Raw genomic sequence first — 17,791 nt, forward strand, 5'->3', positions numbered from 1 at the left:
ATTAGAAATGAATATGAAAAGGATCAGCCTGGCAGTATCGATCATAGCCTTTTTTGCGCATACTGCTTTTGCTCAAGTTACCAGTACGCCCAAAGTTGAGGAGCAGTCCGCTCCTTATGTCAAGATAAAAAAGGTCGAGTTAACAAAGGAATTTACAGTTATCTATCTGCAATTTGTCGAAAATGGCAAGCCAACTCCGTTTGACCAATTCCCAGACCTTAAAATGCAAATGGGGGGCTCTACGATTTCATTAAATCCGGATACCCGGCTATACAAACCGGGAGACGTTAATACTAAATTCAAATTAATTAAAACGGAAAATATCCCAACGGATAGCCGCATGAAAGTCACTTCTGGAGAAAAGATAGACTTCGTTGCGTATTTTGAAAAACTACCTCACGGAATGGAAGTGTTTGATTTTTATGAAGGCAGGCCTACAAGCAAAATGGAACAGACCTGGAATTTTTATGGTGTGCATATTGATAACCCCAAGAACCCCACTGCTAAAAAGCAAGTACCTGTAAACCAGTCTCCAACAGCGAAAGAAAAACCGAAACCTGTAGTTGAGAAGGCGCCTGCAACTACTTCCGAGGCGGTATATGGCGTATTAAAAGGACAGGTTTTTGATGCAAAAACAAAAAAACCTATTGCTGCGGAAATTGAATATGTTGAGGCGAAAGATACGTTGCAGGTCGTTTCCAATTCGGGTAAGTATCGGATCGGGCTGGATTTGAAAGCGGCATACGACATCCGAGTAAATGCGAAGGGGTACTTTGGGGATGTTTATAGCATTAATCCCGCTGATTCGGCAGGGAAGGCCGATTTTGTTAACGATTTCTATCTGATTCCATTAAAAGTTGGAGAAAATATTGCTTTGCCAAATATCTATTTTGAAACCTCGCAATTTAAGCTTCTGCGGGAATCATATAGAGAACTTGATCGTCTGGCAAATCTGTTGAAGGAGAATAAGTCGATTAAAATAAAAGTGGAAGGTCACACTGATAATGTAGGTGATTTTGACAAAAACCTTGAACTTTCTACCAAAAGAGCAGAATCTGTAAAGGAATATCTGGTAAAAAGCGGGATCGACGACGACCGGATTGAAGTGCAAGGCTACGGATCCACACGACCATTGGTAAAAAGCGGAACCAGTGAACAACGCCAGAGTAATCGGCGCGTAGAGTTTGTCGTGACTCAGATGTAGACGAATGAGATTGATAAATAAAGAGCCCTGGCTTCATTTCGAATTCAGGGCTCTGTTATTTTTATCTTGCTTTGATAATGTTCGTAAACTCGCGGGACTTCAGAGAAGCGCCTCCTACAAGTCCACCATCTATATCCGGAGCTGCAAACAATTCGTCAGCCGTAGCTGCAGAAACGCTACCTCCGTACAAAATTGAAATTTCATCAGCCACAGACTCACCGTATTTCGAAGCGATGTGCTTGCGAAGTTCCAAATGCATTTCCTGCGCTTGTTCTGAGCTTGCTGTCAAACCAGTTCCAATTGCCCATATTGGCTCGTAGGCCACAATAACGTTAAGAATTTGTTCTTCCGAAAGATGGAACAAACTTTCAGTAAGCTGGTTTTTTACAAAACCGATATAATCCTCGTTCTGACGTTGGTCAAGAGACTCTCCGCAGCAGAAGATTGGAGATATGCCATTTGCAAGCGAGACATTGACTTTTTCAGCAAGCAGGGCATTGTCTTCATTAAAATACTGACGACGCTCACTATGACCGATCAGGACATACTTCACACCGATTGAAGCCAACATCGGAGCCGATATTTCTCCTGTAAAAGCGCCAGAGATTTTATCTGAAACATTTTGTGCTGCCACTGCAAAATTAGGAGCAGTTTCTATGTATTTCTGTATAGTAGTAAGGTAAATTGCCGGAGGACAAAGGATGATTTTTGCATCATTTGTGACCTCATCTTTGGCCATATTTACCAGCTCCGAAGTGAGTGCAACTGCCTCATCCAGAACCTTATTCATCTTCCAATTGCCTGCAACTATTTTTTTGCGCATGAGTTAATTTTTATTGTGAGAATTCATCGTTTGACGCAACAAAATTATCATAATTTCACTATATACCGTATTCTATATTTTATTGAAAAAAAAGTTAAAAAAATTTGGACATATAAAGAATTATTTGTGTTTAAATTAGTGTATAAGTATTAATTTTGACTTATGAAACCGTTTTTTAATAATCGGTTACTATATACGGAATGCGAAGGGTATGTTTGGCTTTAGAGCTTTGGGATGATGTAATTGTTACTAACAAAATTTAAAGAAAAGGAGGCCACTATGAAAACGTCTAAGTGGTTATTTGTAATTCTACTCACATTGGTATGCAGGGTTGCGTATGCAGGAGACAAAGACGTTCCTCCCGTTTCGGAGGAAAAGTATGGATATTTTTTAGACAAGAATAAAAAGACAGCCCGGATTCCTTTTGAGCTGCATTCCAATCTAATTCTACTTTACGTTAAAATCAACGATACTGATTCACTGCGATTTATTCTTGATACCGGAGTAAGTTCTATTATTATAACCGATCCGCTAGCACTGAAACCAGACAGGCTGCAGCTGACAAGAAAAGTGAAACTGTCGGGAGCTGGAGAGGGCAAGTCAATAGTGGCTCATGTGGCGATTGACAATAGTTTGTCCATGGGCAAGCTAAGAGCAGCACATCAGAATATTGTCGTGCTGGAGGAGGATTTTCTTCATTTGTCGGAATATGTTGGCGTGCCTATTCATGGAATTTTTGGATATGAAATCTTCAACAATTTTGTAACAACCATCGATTTCGCGAAGAAGGAGCTTGTTTTGATGCATCCTGATAAGTACAAATACAAGAAATCGCATGGTGAGAAGTATCCGCTTTTCATACAGGATACCAAACCCTTTACTGACGTAGTCACACTTTTTGCGGATGGTCGTGAACGCCCGATCCGGGTACTCATTGATACGGGAGCCGGACACGCGCTTCTTGTGAATAACAGTCCGAAGGAAACTTTACGTTTACCTGAGAAAGTAATCAGAGCGCAGTTGGGCAGGGGTATGAACGGAATCATTAATGGCAATTTAGGTCGTATCGAAAGGGTAAAGCTGGGAAAATACGAAATGGATAATATAGTCGCCTCGTTTCCTGACAGTGCAGGATTTGGTGGTAAGTTAGGGCCAAATGCCGATCGTCAGGGTAATATTGGTTGTGAGCTGCTCAGAAGGTTCAGGGTGACCATGAATTACAGTGATGGTTATATGGTGCTGAAGCCAATCAGAAGCCGGTTGAAGGAAAAATTTGAACACGATATGAGTGGAATGGAACTGCGCGCCGGAGGTTCTGACCTCAAATCTTACTACGTCAATCATATTGAATTAAATTCACCCGCAGCAAGGGCAGGCCTGTCAGAAGGCGATCAATTGTTATTTATCGACGACCGAGCCGCAGCAGACATTAATATCAGTGATATTTATAAAGTCATGCAGCGGGGTGATGGCCGGAATATCGATCTGCTTGTAAAAAGAAAGGGAGATATTTTCTTCACCCGACTTACGTTGAAAAGAATGATTTAGTTACTTTGCCAGCGATTTTGAATCCATAACGAACGGGCTATTGGCTAACCGCCGATAGCCCGTTACTATAAAATATATCTAATTTGGAACGCCTTATCACCACAGAAGACGGTTCACACTCTCTTTTTAGTCCAATATATAATCAGCAATATCATTCTCTGCAAGGCGCGTTGATGGAGTCATTGCATATCTATATTCACCTTGGAATGATACCACAGTTGGAGGAAAAACCAAGTTTACGGGTATTCGAGATGGGATTTGGCACGGGGCTGAATGCATATCTGGCCTGGAAAACGGCAGATGAATGTCAAAAGCAGGTTGAGTATACTTCGGTCGAAGCATTTCCCGTTTTAAGCGAGGAAGCTGAAAAGCTCAATTATGCGTCTAGTGTGGGCAAAAGTGGATTCATGGAACTGCATCATTGTTTGTGGTCTGAAGAAAATCAGCTTTCTCCTTTTTTCAGGTTCAGGAAGGAAAATACTACTTTGCAGGATGTGAAACTGGACGGGGCCTATGATGTCATATTTTATGACGCCTTTGATCCTCGTGCCCAACCTGAACTTTGGACAGAAGAAATTTTTGCCAAAATAGCGGCCCATACTCGTCCAGGCGGCGTATTAGTCACATATTCATCCAAAGGAATCGTGAAAAGGGCGTTGGCAGCAGCGGGGTTTGAAGTGAAAAGACATCCGGGACCCGGTAGGAAGACGCACGTTTTACGAGCCACAAAAATTTGATCATTTTTTAAAGTAAACATGAATTTAAGTAATCTCATCAGTGCTGAACTGGAAGAAGCGAAAAGTGTTCTTGATGCATTTTTAACAGACCCTGTTCAGATCAGTAAAATAGAGAATGCCGCAATATTGATGGCTGATGCTATCAAAAATGGCTCCAAGATCATTTCTGCCGGAAATGGAGGATCTCATTGTGACGCCATGCATTTTGCAGAAGAGCTTTCAGGAAGATACCGTAACAACCGAAAAGCATTGCCGGCCATCGCGATTTCCGACGTGAGCCATATCAGCTGTGTTGGTAACGACTATGGTTTTGACTATATTTTCTCAAGATTTATTGAAGGCTTAGGTAGTGCGGGAGATGTTTTCCTGGGTTTGACAACAAGCGGAAACTCCGCCAATATTGTCAACGCAGTGAATGCGGCCAGGGAAAAGGGCATGAAGGTTATCATTCTAACCGGCAAAGATGGCGGCAAACTCGCGGGGCAGGCCGATGTCGAAATTATAGTACCTCATTTTGGCTATGCCGACAGGATACAGGAGATTCACATTAAAGTAATTCATATTTTTATGTTATTGATCGAGAAGCTCGTTCTCGAATAGACGAAGGATTTTCCTGACTTATATTACACTTCTCATCGCTATGAATGTACGCCCGTCCGCAGTTATTGTCAGAGATCAGACCGTATTGACGCTTCGATACAGATACCAGTCGACAGATGTATATGCCCTCCCGGGCGGCAACCCTGATCCCGGGGAGAACGTGCGGGAAACGTTGGTGCGTGAGTTGAATGAAGAGCTTGGTATTCATGCTGAAATCGACGAACTGGTGGCTTGCGGGGAAGTAATATGGACTGAGATTAAGAAAGAGTGTCTTCATATGGTTTTTAAAGCAGAAACTGATGAAATTCCTGTTATAGATCCCAAAGAAACAACGGCGCTCGAAGTAGTGTGGCTACCCATTTCCGAGCTTGAAAATTATCTTCTTTATCCCAATATCGGGAAACAAATAAAAAAGTATTTAGACGCCTCTATACCAGTCGGCTACATTGGAGCCATTCAGCAGCCATATATCCGCTGATTCCATTTTTTTACCTTTATAATTTGCGCGGTTATTTCTGAAAAAGGGAAACATCCCGTACTTTTGCATTTTTTAAAGGCAATCGTGTAAATGGAAAACGAAAGGAAGGAGAAACTATCAAATTTCTTGATACGTCGGGCTGAAAAAGATGTTTTGTCAAGAGGTCGTTCTATTTACAGCAGCGGAGCATTAAAAGTTGCCAAGCTTGAATACCAGGGAACCGGAAATGCCGAGTTCAAGGTCAAAAGCGACTACTCTATTCAGTATTATCAGATCCAGATCAAGGATTTTCTCACCCCCAATATATCCGCAGTTTGTACCTGTCCTCATAATCAGGGCCTTTGCAAGCACCGTGTCGCAGCCATATTGTACATTTTGGACAAAATGCCGATCATCAAGCAGGTTGTTTTTGAAATGGAAAATACGGTCGTCGAACTTCCTGATCTTAAGGAATATCTGCTCCGAAACCTCGTATTGGATGAAACCTGGAATAATCGGGAAAAGATCAATCAGATAGAGGTATTATCAGCCAAGGACGGCGTTGCAAGCTGTACGGTTTCGGTCGATGACCAGCAATATGCGGTAACTTTCAATAGAGTGAAAGGCACTCGTCAACTGGAAACTTCCTGTTCCTGTAATCAGAAACTGTACGTTCCGCTCTGTGAGCATAAACTTGCCGCTTTGCTGAAGTTACGATACGATTTGGGGGAACGAGCGTTTGAAGTCATGCGAGATTTCACCGTTGAAAAGTCGAATCTTTTGCAGGAATATGGATATACGTTAGAAGATAATTTCAAAGATAAATTTGATTTCCGGATTGATGAACTGGGTGCGCTAACGCTGTTGCGGCTCGATCCGTCGATACAAAAAGTAGGAACTTTTCAGGACTGGGTTAGTCTGCGGGAGAAGATACTGCCCGAGAAATCAGAGATATATGAGGCATCAGTTCTGGATTCTGAGCAAGAAGAAGAAGATCGGATTACGCTGTTTTCTTTCTGGCCAAAGGGGATCGACAAACTGATGGATTTCGGTTTTGGAGTCTACTCCGCGAAATACAACGCTAAAACAGAGAAACTTACCAACATTAAAACCATTGCCGGAGGTACCGGACAGTACTATTCAGCTGACGATGTACCGGTTTTATCGGAAGCAGAGGCTAGACTGGTTAGAGTTTCAAGGACTCTGGAGGATGGTCTGCAGAAATTCTTGCGTAAAAAAGGATGGTCATATAATGCATATCTCAACGATACGGATGTGACGTTCCAGCAACGTGAGGATGCCAGAAATTACGTTGGAAAGATTATCAAAAAGATTTTCCAGGATTTAAGCGAAGACCGGATTTTCATAGCAGACGGTGATTATGTGACCAACAACAATCAGTTGGAGGAAGTGTCGCTTTGCCGTAAGCCTGTGAAATTGTTTTTCACATTGTCGGAGGATAAAGAGTTCATTTCCTTAACGCCGTATGTCGAAATTACGCCGGGAAATCCGCTCGAATTGCAGCTTGTCACTGCTTTTGACAGTTTTTGGTTAGGTTTATACCAAAACAAGACTTTGTTCAGATGGGGAGGAATGGAGGATGCCGAAATGGTGCAGTACCTCCGTCAGAATGGCTACAAAGTAAAGGTGAAGAAAGAATATGCCGAAAACTTCCTAACGGATTGGGTAGTACCAGTAACAAAGCATTTTGACGTTATATTCCAAACACGACATCTGACTCACGCGAAATCTTTGGAATTTGAAAAAGCAAAGATTTATCTGAGAGAAGACGATCATAACCTGCTCTTTATTCCTGCTTTTGTATATAAAGACGGCACAGATGGCACTTTAAAGGAATTCAACAATGACCGACGCGGCAACGAAATCGATTACGCTGACGGTCAGATTACAATATTGGAACGTGACGCCAAAAGGGAGGCTGAGATTTGGGATTGGGTGAGGTCGTTGCACGTGAATTTTCAGAATCAGGATTCACAATCGTTCTTTTACCTACCTTTTGATCAAATCATGAAAGGTGGCTGGTTGTATACTTTCTTCGAAACTGTCGAGGCGAAAGGATATGACTTGCTTGGGTTTACGGACCTGAAAAAAATGAAATTCAATCCAAACCGCGCGAAAATTCAGGTAAGAGCGTCGTCTGGAATCAACTGGTTTGATATTGACGCGGAAATCAGTTTTGGAGATCAGAGGGTTTCGTTGGCTGAGGCCAAGAAAGCGATCATGAAGAAACAAGACTACGTTCAGTTGAAAGACGGAACCTTGGGAATGTTGCCGGAAGAATGGATTCGAAAGCTGGAACCGGTTTTGAAATTCGGAAGTGTGAGTGGAGATCAGGTACATCTTTCAAAAATTCATTTTTCATTGATCGACGAACTCACTGAGGAATTGGCGAATGAGGAAATAGAGAAGGAGCTTTGGGAGAAGAAGCAAAAGCTAATGAACTTCAAACAAATCGAGAATGTACCGCTTCCGACTAATATCAAAGCAACGCTGAGACATTATCAGGAAGAAGGGTATAAATGGATTAATTTCCTCGATGAGTTCAAATGGGGCGGTTGCCTTGCCGACGATATGGGGCTTGGAAAAACGCTGCAGATATTGACATTCCTTCAACATCAGAAAAACGAAAAACCTGAGTCTACGAGTCTTGTCGTAGTTCCTACTACGCTGATTTTCAACTGGCAGGCTGAAGCAGAAAAATTCACGCCTGACTTGAAATTATATGTGCACAGGGGAATGACTCGCCGGAAGGATATCGAATTCTTTTCTCAATATGATATCATTCTCACAACATATGGGACTATGCGCAGCGATGTTGAGCTACTTCGGGAGTTTGAATTCAACTACATTGTTCTGGATGAGGCGCAGGCTATCAAAAACCCGGAATCGCTTACATCCAAGGCGTCCAGATTGTTGGTATCGAACAATCGTCTGACGATGACGGGAACGCCGGTTGAGAACAATACTTTTGACTTATATTCTCAATTTGAGTTTCTGAATCCTGGAATGTTGGGCAGCGCCGACTTCTTCAGAACGGAATATGCGACGCCGATTGACAAATATCAAGATAAAGAAAAGTCGGAGGAATTGCGCAGGCTGGTATATCCGTTCATGCTCAAACGAACGAAAGAGGAAGTTGCGACCGATTTGCCGGACAAAACGGAGACCATTTTGTTTTGTGAGATGGGTAAAAAGCAACGGAAGGTCTACAATATCTATCGCGAAAAATACAAAACTGAAATCGCCGAGAAATTGGCGACTGAGGGCTTAAACAAAAGCAGTTTCCTGATTTTGGAAGCGTTGCTAAGATTAAGGCAAATATGCGATTCGCCGGCATTGTTGGGCGGGAATCAGGACCACGGAAATGAATCTGCCAAGCTGGAAGAAATTGTTCGGGAGATTGAGGAAAATGCTTCTAATCATAAGATATTGATATTCAGCCAATTTTTGGGGATGCTTGATTTGATAAGACAGCATCTTGAAAAAGTGAATATTCCTTATGAATACCTGGACGGTCAAACGGTTGACCGTGCAAACCGCGTGAATCGATTCCAGAATGATAAAAATTGCAGGGTATTCCTGATGAGTTTGAAAGCCGGAGGCGTAGGGCTCAACCTTACAGAAGCCGACTATGTATATCTGGTCGATCCTTGGTGGAATCCGGCCGTAGAGCGACAAGCGATTGACAGAACCCACCGTATTGGGCAGGTTAAGAAAGTTTTTGCCTACAAGATGATCTGTAAGGATACGATCGAGGAGAAAATTCTTTTGTTACAACAGAGAAAACAAGACCTGGCCGAAGATTTGGTGGGTGGAGAATCCGGGTTTATAAAGAAATTAACTCAGGAAGATATAATGGCATTGTTCAATTAATATCAAATTGCCGATTGCCACGAAGGCACTAAGACACGAAATGGATTTTGTCCAATAGTTGATCTTAGTGTCTTTTTTCTGCTTCAGAATATGAGAAATAGATACGGCAGCTTTTTTAGGTAGAATTTTCGTCAACGGTAACCACTAAATGGTTTGTCGTCCCTGTCCATCGCCTGACAAAAAGATTTGTTAAGGATAAAAGATCTTAGGCTAACCTAGTTCTTTAAAAGAATTATATCTGATGCCAGAGGATAGCTAACTGTAGTAACTTGCGGAATTAATGCAAGAGAGTCCTTGGCGCTTGAAAGTTCTGCGCCGTTATCAACGAGTTTGCTCTTTTCAGACAAAGGTTTTTCAGAAGAGTTAAGTTGCTGTAAATCACGTTCTTGCGACTTTTTTTCGTACAGGCATAGTCCGAAAAGTACAAGGCAAATGAATAGAGCGGGTAAAGATTTCATAGCTAATAGGGCAATTATTTTCGGGGAATAGTTACAAATCTATTACATAGAGCACAATAAGTGTTGAAAAGTTGGAATGAAGATGAAAAAAAATTTATAAAAATAGTTTGAGTACAAGTAAAACTATTTTATATCCAGCTAAAATTCTGGGCGGGAGTGAGGCAGATATCCAAAGGAATATCATATAGATTTTTGTCTTCAATATCATTCACAGGCGGAAAGCAGGATAATCCGATTTTAAGAATATCAGTTTTGCATTGTGGTAAAAATCGGTCATAAAATCCACCGCCATATCCGACGCGATATCCATTTTTGTCAAACGCCAGCAAAGGAATTATAATCGCCGAAATGTCCGAAGGGCACAATTCGATTGCAGTGCCCGGGTCAGGTTCTGGAATACCCCACTTATTTTTAACTATCGTATCACCTTCCCGCAGGATATAGTGCTTCATTTCTGATGTACCTGGAACAATATATGGGCAGCAAACCGTCAATTTCTGAGACCAAATCCACTTGATTATGGGCCATGTATCTATTTCTACTGACTGTTCGCGAGTCAGATAGGTATGGGTCGTCTGGATATTCCGACTCCGAATCAACTCAATTGTTTTGTCAGTAAGAATCTGATCAAAAGCCTGTTTTTCCGGTATTGTTAGCTCGTTTCTTTTGTTTTGAAACAATCTTCGGAGAGCACTTTTGTTCATAATAAAAGTGGAAATTAATTGGCAGTGAAGGTAGTATAATGATTTCAAGGTTAAAAAAATATCTGGCAAATCATCTTTTTCACCACGTGTTTTTCACCACATTTTGAGTGATTGTTTGTACTTTCACGGTCTGATTCCAAAATGTTTAACTACTGTTTAGAAATAAAAACATGAGCAAAATTAAAGTTGCAAACCCAGTCGTAGAGCTTGACGGGGACGAAATGACCCGTATCATTTGGAAATTTATCAAGGAAAAATTGATATTGCCTTATCTGGATGTTGATGTAAAGTACTATGATCTTGGCGTTGAATACCGTGATGAAACTAATGATCAGGTAACTATTGATGCTGCTAACGCCATCAAGGAATATGGCGTTGGTATTAAATGTGCTACCATTACTCCCGACGAAGACCGGGTTAAGGAATTCAACCTTAAACAAATGTGGAAGTCGCCGAACGGAACAATTCGTAACATCCTGGATGGTACTGTATTCCGTGAACCAATCGTTATGGAGAATGTGCCAAGATTGGTTACAAACTGGACTGCCCCTATCATCGTAGGTCGTCACGCATTCGGAGATCAATACCGTGCAACTGATTTCGTTGTTCCTGGAAAAGGAAAATTGACTATTAAATTTGAAGGTGAAGACGGAAAAGTTATTGAGCACGAAGTATATCAGTTCCCGGGAGCTGGTGTAGCGATGGCTATGTACAATCTCGACGAGTCAATCCGTGGTTTTGCACGTTCATGCTTCAATGTGGCATTGGGCAAAGGATGGCCGCTATACCTTTCTACAAAAAATACGATTCTTAAAAAATACGACGGACGTTTCAAGGATATTTTCCAGGAAATTTACGATGCTGAATTTGCGGGCAAAGTTCACTACGAGCACCGTCTGATCGATGATATGGTTGCTTCTGCTCTTAAATGGGAAGGTAACTTCGTTTGGGCTTGTAAAAACTACGATGGAGACGTTCAGTCGGATACCGTTGCGCAAGGTTTCGGTTCCCTTGGTTTGATGACTTCAGTTTTGGTTACGCCTGATGGCAAAACTCTTGAAGCTGAGGCAGCACACGGAACTGTAACTCGCCATTATCGCGAGCACCAAAAAGGAAGACCAACTTCTACGAACCCGATCGCTTCTATCTTCGCTTGGACGCGTGGGCTTGAATTCCGCGGAAAATTGGATGGAAACCAGGAGTTGATCGACTTCTGCCAGACATTGGAAAAAGTTTGTATCGAAACTGTTGAAAGTGGTAAGATGACAAAAGATCTTGCAGTTTGTATTCACGGAAACAACGTGCAGCACGGCGAGCATTATCTTTACACTGAAGAATTCCTTGAGGCGATCAATACAAATCTTCAGGCTGCATTGGCATAATTGCGGTCGAATAAGAAATATAAGAGCCGGAATCTCGCAAGAGGTTCCGGTTTTTTTTGCAGCTTATTCAATAGGTCGTAGTGGGTTAGAAAATTGTTAGATTTAATTGAGGAATGTATAACTATCTACATTTGAGCTAATTTTGAAAGCCTGAAGTGGTACACTCAAAAAAAAGGCAGATGCCTCAAAAAAAGAAGAATCTCAAAGTATCGATTTGGCTGGTTGCTATTTTTATGGCGAGCTCAGGATTTGCTCAAGGTGTTTCAGACTCGCTGGGGGCGAGTAGTACGCTAAAATCATCGGTTGATACGACTACTAAAAAAACAGAAGAAAAGGATATCGTTGACGTAATCAGACAGTTACGGGGCAAAGAGCCGGATACTACAAAGAAGACTGAGCCGATCCAAGGTAAAGTACTTTACTCGGTAGTACCCGCAGTGGGATATACGCTGTCGACAGGATTTACTGGTATTTTAAGCGCCAATGCAGCTTTTTATCTCAGCAACCCCGCAACGACGAATATCTCAAGTGTTAGTTCCAGCTTCAATTATACGCAGTATAATCAGATAACCGTTCCGGTTTTGGCCAATATCTGGACGAAAGACAATGGCTTCAATATTGTCATCGACTGGCGTTACTTCAAGTATCCTCAGGACACCTACGGATTGGGAGGATACACTAATATTGAGGATGCAGATAAAATAGATTACAAACATATAAGATTGCATCAGTCAGTTCTGAAGCATCTGGGGAATTCTTTTTATGCCGGAATAGGCTATTTCCTGGACTACCGCTGGAAGATCAAAGAATATGGCAGCAACGCGGATGTCGAAAAGTATGGCCTGACAACCAGGTCGATGTCGTCCGGAATGATTGCTACTTTCTCATATGACAATCGGAAGAATTCGATTAATCCGGAGAAAGGTTTGTTTGCCAATATTCAGTACCGGCCAAATATGACCATTCTCGGAAGCAATACCAACTGGCAGTCGCTGACATTAGATGTACGCAGGTATGTAAAACTATCACCGCACAATAAAAACGTACTTGCCTTCTGGAGCTATACCTGGCTGACTTTAACTGGAAAGCCTCCATATCTTGATTTGCCAAGTACTGGTTGGGATCCGTTTAACAATACCGCTCGGGGGTATATCCAGGGAAGGTTCAGAAGTCCGAATATGCTTTATTTGGAAAGTGAGTATCGTTTTGGTGTCACAAGAAACGGGCTCATTGGCGGGGTGGTTTTTGCTAATGCGCAAAGTTTCAGTAACTGGCCTGGCGGTGGTTTTAGCAATGTGACACCTGCCGCCGGCCTCGGTCTTCGTGTCAAAGTGAATAAAAGATCGAGAACCAATATCGCCGTTGATTATGGTTTTGGAGTTAAAGGCTCCAGAGGATTGTTTGTAAATTTGGGGGAGGTATTTTGATCTGTTTTACCTAAAACCGTAAGTGAAAGTTTAATGCATGGGATTGTTCGAAGAAATTTTGAATATATGTAAAGATTTCAATATCAAACCTTCTGAAAAAACAGTACCTTTGCGGGCAATTTGTTGATACAGATCACAATATCCTTTCTTTAACTTAATTATTGTTGCAATGTCCGCAGTAGCAGAGCAAACCCGGTTGGAAACTAGGTTGGCCGACCGCATCAATGCCCTCGAAGAATCTTCGACGTTGGCGATGACAAAAATGGCACGTGAATTGGCTGCCCAAGGCCATAAAGTGATTAGTCTGAGCGTGGGTGAGCCAGACTTCAAGACGCCCGCACATATATGTGAGGCAGCCAAGAAGGCAATTGACGACGGATTTCATGGATATTCGCCAGTGGCAGGGTATCCTGATTTGAGAAAAGCGATAGCAGATAAGTTAAAGCGCGATAATAATATCGATTGGAAACCTGAGAATATTGTGGTTTCGACGGGAGCTAAGCATTCATTGGCTAATGTGATTCAGGTTTTGGTGAATCCAGGTGACGAAGTTTTGATTTTTGCTCCGTATTGGGTAAGCTACTCAGAAATGGTGAAGCTTGCTGAGGGAAAATCAGTAATCGTGGATGGTGCTTTCGAGAACGGGTTTAAAGTAACGGCCGCTCAACTTGAGGCTGCGATTACTCCTCGTACGAAAGTGGTGATGTACGCATCTCCCAACAATCCAACCGGTGCTGTTTATTCTGAAAAAGAGTTGAGAGAAATCGCAGCGGTTTTGGAAAAACATGAAGATATATATGTACTGGCTGACGAAATTTACGAGTATATCAACTTCACAGCAGAAGGACATTTCAGTATGGGTTCAATCCCTGCTCTGAAAGATCGTGTGATCACTGTGAATGGAGTTGCAAAGGGTTTTGCGATGACAGGATGGAGAATCGGATTTATTGGAGCGGCAAAATGGATCGCTGACGGCGTCGAAAAATTGCAGGGACAAGTCACTTCCGGAACAAACTCAATCGCCCAAAAAGCCGCAACTGCTGCGTTTAACGGCCCTTTGGAAGCAACTCGGGAAATGACAAAGGCATATGCGCGTCGTCGTGACCTTGTAGTTGGTCTTTTGAAAGAAATTCCGGGTTTCAAAGTGAACGTTCCGGATGGCGCATTTTATGCCTTCCCTGACGTAAGCTACTACTTCGGAAAATCGGACGGTGAAAACCTGATCAAAGATTCTGACGATTTTGCAAACTGGTTGCTTAACAAATCATATGTGTCGACAGTAGCTGGCTCAGGATTTGGAGCACCAAACTGTATCCGCATTTCAACTGCTGCTGCTGACGAAGCTTTGGCAGAAGCGGTGCAGCGCATCAAAGATGCGGTAGCAACCTTGAAATAATCAAGAGATATAGAATTGAAAGCCTCATGGTTGAATTTATTCCCATGAGGCTTTTGTTTTGTAAAAGTGTAGGAACATTATCTATTTGAGGATCATCAGAACAGTCTGTTCCATTTAAAAACTAACAGCTGATAGCTAATGGCTAACAGCTCAAATCCATGAGTAAGTACTATTTTCTAAAAATTAAGGAGATTGAAAAGGAAACGGAAGATGCGGTTACGATCCATTTCTGGCACCCTTTGAATGAAGTGATAAAATACCGCCCCGGGCAGTTTCTGACGCTTTTGATTCCGCAGGGAGATCAGAAAGTTCGAAGATCCTATTCCATGTCAAGTTCTCCATATACCGATGTGTCCATTGCCATTACCATCAAAAGAGTGCCTGGTGGTTTTGGATCAAACTATTTGCTGGATGAATTAAAAGTGGGTGATGTGATCGAGGCGATGGAACCAGCTGGAAATCTTCTCCCGATACAGGCTGATGATCAGACAAGACAGGTAGTATTCATCGGAGCCGGAAGCGGAATAACTCCTCTTTTCTCAATATTGAAGTCTGTCTTGATAGTTGAACCGGAAAGTGAAGTATTTTTAATATATGGGAGCCGAACAGAAGAAAGCATCATTTTCAATCCGAAATTAAATGTTCTGAAGGAGAAGTATGGAGAAAGGTTTCAGGTGGTTCATACATTGACCCAACCTTCCGAAAACTGGTCGGGGGAAACGGGCCGGTTGAATAAAAGCCATATTCTCAAAATAATGGAAAAGCTTCCAACACTTCATAAAAAGACTGCGGAGTATTACCTGTGTGGCCCTGACGATATGATGGAGGAGGCACACCGGGCATTGTCGATTTTAGCAGTTGCTGATACCCAAATCAGAAAGGAAAGTTTTTTGACAAGCACATCGTCTAAACCTGGAGAAGTGTCTTTGGAAGACAATTCATTGAAAACCAGAGAGATTACATTATTCTACGAGGGTGCAGAATACAAGCTTCCAGTAAAACCGCACGAAAGCGTACTGGAAGCAGCGCTGAATATGGATATCGATTTACCATATTCCTGTCAGGCGGGTATGTGTACTGCTTGTTTGGGTAGATGTGTTTCCGGAAAAGTGCATCTGGACGAGGAGGATGCGCTTTCGGAGGCGGAGTTGAAAGAGGGATTTATATTGACCTGCGTGACGCATCCAATGAGTGATGATGTTGTGATTGAAGTTGAATAAATAAGATCAATATATATCAAAAAGGGCTTCAAATCACGGAAGCCCTTTTTTTGATATATATATATACCCTATTTTTTAACAGGTGGAACCGGTGCCACAGGCGGAACTCCAGCTTTTGCTGGTTTTGGGGGTGCTGGAGCTGCACTGGGAGTGGCGGGCTTTGGCGGTTTTGGGGCTCTCGGTTTAGCTTTGGGACCTGGCGCAACAGCAGGTTCTGGCGGTGGTGCTATCCATTCGAACTTTTCGGCAATGTTTGCCTCAACTTCGATTTGTTCCTGAATTTCTTCCACAGAGTTCTGCACTTGCTCGATCTGTAATTTCAGGTTCTTCATTTCCTGGCTTTCTCTCAATTCCACAGCCTGCTTCCTTATTTGAGCAGCCTGAACATTAACTGCCTCAATTTGAGCTTCCTGATCTTTAATTTGAGATTCAAGCTGATCCATTTGTTTTTCCAACTCAGCTTCTGAAAGTTGTGGCTTTCCTTTTTTCGGATTATTATCCATCAAGGCCTGCCGCTGTTCCAGGATTTTGTTTCGGGAATCGAATACCTTATCTCTTTTCCAGTCAAGCTTCTGCATCTCACGGTCTAAGCGTTCCATCTGGAAGTTCTGAATTTCCATTTTCCGGTTAAGATCTTCCATTTGGCTATGAAGAGGCTCCATTTTTTCATGCAGCTTTTCCATTTTCTGGTGCTGCTCTTCCAGCTTTTTGCGGTTCACGGTGTCGGAAGAAAATGCGGCTAAGGCAAATTCTGAGTCAATATTAAAAGGCTCGGTAGGTGGTTCAATTTCGCTTTCGACGTCAACTTTAGGCTCAGACAATTCATCGTCATTGGTTTCAACAGATAATGTCTGGTCTTTTTGCTGGACTGTAGGTTTTGCCTTACGGGGTGTTGTGGTGTTTTGTTTTTGTCCTACCGCAAAAATGGAAAGACTAATAAATAACGGAACAAATAAGATTGAGGCCATCCAGTTTACTTTATAAGGGCTTTGTTTCGGATTTACACCTAACACACGGCTAATGCGGTGTAGAAGGTTTTTTTTAGATGCGAATGCCATCGCAAGTGTTGGAGAGGATTGCCATTCGGCGACTTTAACCAGTGCATGGGCATACGTCATCTTGTCCCCGCATACTGAAATCGCGATATCGTCACAGCAATGTTCTCTCTCCGTGCGGATTCTTTCTGATAACCACCATAAGGCCGGGTGGAAGAAAAAGACAACCTCCACAAACGACTGCAAAAGATTGACGAGATAATCATTTCGACGGATGTGCGCCAATTCATGCGAGAGAATAGCCTCTACCTGCGACATTGAAAACCCGGATAGCAAGCCAATCGGAAGGAGAATGACCGGCTTAAAGGCTCCAATTACAATGGGCGTCATCACTTTCGCCGTTTCGCGTAGCTCAACAGACTGGGAAATATTCAATTTGGCGACCAATACTCCAAAACGTACGAGCCATGTTCTATCTCTTATCGGAGAAGATTGAGAACGAAGAATTCTGGTATATACCCACGCACCTGCAAAACGTATCATCAACAATGAAGCGCCTATTAACCAGCATATTACAAGCTCGCTGATGTGCCCGGTTATCCAAATGTTCACCATCTTTCCGAATGAAACGGTTTGATGAATATCACGAACAGGTACCACCGTTGCAGTGGTTGAAATGGATTGGGATAATGAAAGTGAAGTACGAACGGGAGCAGGGGTCTGCATTAATTTATAAAACATAAATGTCCCGACAGATATCAAGACTTGAAGAAAAAGTAACCCCACGCCAATGTTATATCGGATGGACGCGTTTTTCTTGCCTGTGATTTGGAACAGGCAAACCGTAACCGCTGCGATAATAGTACCCTGCCAAAGGGAATGCACTAATGTCCAGCCGAAAGCAATAAAGGAAGCGTCAGAAAGTAGATCGAAAACGGGTCTCATG

General features: G+C 42.4%; 13 protein-coding genes. 10 read left to right on the top strand and 3 right to left on the bottom strand.

Features of this window, described 5'->3' with window-relative positions; genetic code table 11:
* Nucleotides 1-13 precede the first annotated feature (13 nt).
* Entirely contained in the window at nucleotides 14-1,204 is a 1,191-nt protein-coding gene (locus AC1XUD_RS09110; protein WP_483360668.1) for an OmpA family protein, read from the top strand.
* Between the two features lie 61 nt (nucleotides 1,205-1,265).
* Here AC1XUD_RS09110 and tpiA read toward each other — a convergent pair whose 3' ends face one another.
* Nucleotides 1,266-2,027: a triose-phosphate isomerase gene (tpiA, locus tag AC1XUD_RS09115; RefSeq protein ID WP_483360669.1), complete on the bottom strand. Its 762-nt coding sequence runs from the start codon at nucleotides 2,025-2,027 to the stop codon at nucleotides 1,266-1,268.
* 279 nt (nucleotides 2,028-2,306) lie between these two features.
* Between tpiA and AC1XUD_RS09120 the strand changes: the two genes are divergently transcribed.
* The 5 genes from AC1XUD_RS09120 (at nucleotide 2,307) to AC1XUD_RS09140 (ending at nucleotide 9,263) form a co-directional block, all read left to right on the top strand.
* Nucleotides 2,307-3,575, top strand: a complete 1,269-nt coding sequence (locus tag AC1XUD_RS09120; protein WP_483360670.1) for a pepsin/retropepsin-like aspartic protease family protein — start codon at nucleotides 2,307-2,309, stop codon at nucleotides 3,573-3,575.
* 83 nt (nucleotides 3,576-3,658) lie between these two features.
* Complete coding sequence (gene mnmC2, locus AC1XUD_RS09125) at nucleotides 3,659-4,312, top strand: tRNA (5-methylaminomethyl-2-thiouridine)(34)-methyltransferase MnmC2 (RefSeq protein ID WP_483360671.1); 654 nt, start codon at nucleotides 3,659-3,661, stop codon at nucleotides 4,310-4,312.
* 18 nt (nucleotides 4,313-4,330) lie between these two features.
* Nucleotides 4,331-4,912: a D-sedoheptulose 7-phosphate isomerase gene (gene lpcA / locus AC1XUD_RS09130; protein ID WP_483360672.1), complete on the top strand. Its 582-nt coding sequence runs from the start codon at nucleotides 4,331-4,333 to the stop codon at nucleotides 4,910-4,912.
* 40 nt (nucleotides 4,913-4,952) lie between these two features.
* Complete coding sequence (locus AC1XUD_RS09135; RefSeq protein ID WP_483360673.1) at nucleotides 4,953-5,390, top strand: NUDIX domain-containing protein; 438 nt, start codon at nucleotides 4,953-4,955, stop codon at nucleotides 5,388-5,390.
* A gap of 90 nt (nucleotides 5,391-5,480) precedes the next feature.
* Nucleotides 5,481-9,263: a DEAD/DEAH box helicase gene (locus AC1XUD_RS09140; protein WP_483360674.1), complete on the top strand. Its 3,783-nt coding sequence runs from the start codon at nucleotides 5,481-5,483 to the stop codon at nucleotides 9,261-9,263.
* Nucleotides 9,264-9,849: 586 nt separating this feature from the next.
* Here the strand turns inward: AC1XUD_RS09140 and AC1XUD_RS09145 are convergent.
* Nucleotides 9,850-10,425, bottom strand: a complete 576-nt coding sequence (locus AC1XUD_RS09145; protein ID WP_483360675.1) for a 5-formyltetrahydrofolate cyclo-ligase — start codon at nucleotides 10,423-10,425, stop codon at nucleotides 9,850-9,852.
* Nucleotides 10,426-10,595: 170 nt separating this feature from the next.
* Between AC1XUD_RS09145 and AC1XUD_RS09150 the strand changes: the two genes are divergently transcribed.
* The 4 genes from AC1XUD_RS09150 (at nucleotide 10,596) to AC1XUD_RS09165 (ending at nucleotide 15,850) form a co-directional block, all read left to right on the top strand.
* Entirely contained in the window at nucleotides 10,596-11,807 is a 1,212-nt protein-coding gene (locus tag AC1XUD_RS09150) for an NADP-dependent isocitrate dehydrogenase (protein ID WP_483360676.1), read from the top strand.
* Nucleotides 11,808-11,986: 179 nt separating this feature from the next.
* Nucleotides 11,987-13,234: a BamA/TamA family outer membrane protein gene (locus AC1XUD_RS09155; protein WP_483360677.1), complete on the top strand. Its 1,248-nt coding sequence runs from the start codon at nucleotides 11,987-11,989 to the stop codon at nucleotides 13,232-13,234.
* Between the two features lie 169 nt (nucleotides 13,235-13,403).
* The gene (locus tag AC1XUD_RS09160; RefSeq protein WP_483360678.1) at nucleotides 13,404-14,630 is read left to right on the top strand and encodes a pyridoxal phosphate-dependent aminotransferase; all 1,227 of its coding nucleotides are present in this window, start codon (nucleotides 13,404-13,406) and stop codon (nucleotides 14,628-14,630) included.
* Nucleotides 14,631-14,788: 158 nt separating this feature from the next.
* On the top strand, nucleotides 14,789-15,850 hold the full coding sequence (locus tag AC1XUD_RS09165; protein WP_483360679.1) for a 2Fe-2S iron-sulfur cluster-binding protein: 1,062 nt from the start codon (nucleotides 14,789-14,791) through the stop codon (nucleotides 15,848-15,850).
* Between the two features lie 68 nt (nucleotides 15,851-15,918).
* Here the strand turns inward: AC1XUD_RS09165 and AC1XUD_RS09170 are convergent, their stop codons facing one another.
* Entirely contained in the window at nucleotides 15,919-17,790 is a 1,872-nt protein-coding gene (locus tag AC1XUD_RS09170) for a M56 family metallopeptidase (RefSeq protein ID WP_483360680.1), read from the bottom strand.
* Between the last annotated feature and the right edge of the window lies 1 nt (nucleotide 17,791).

It is taken from the genome of Dyadobacter sp. HNCC25DJ184 (genome assembly GCF_056895215.1).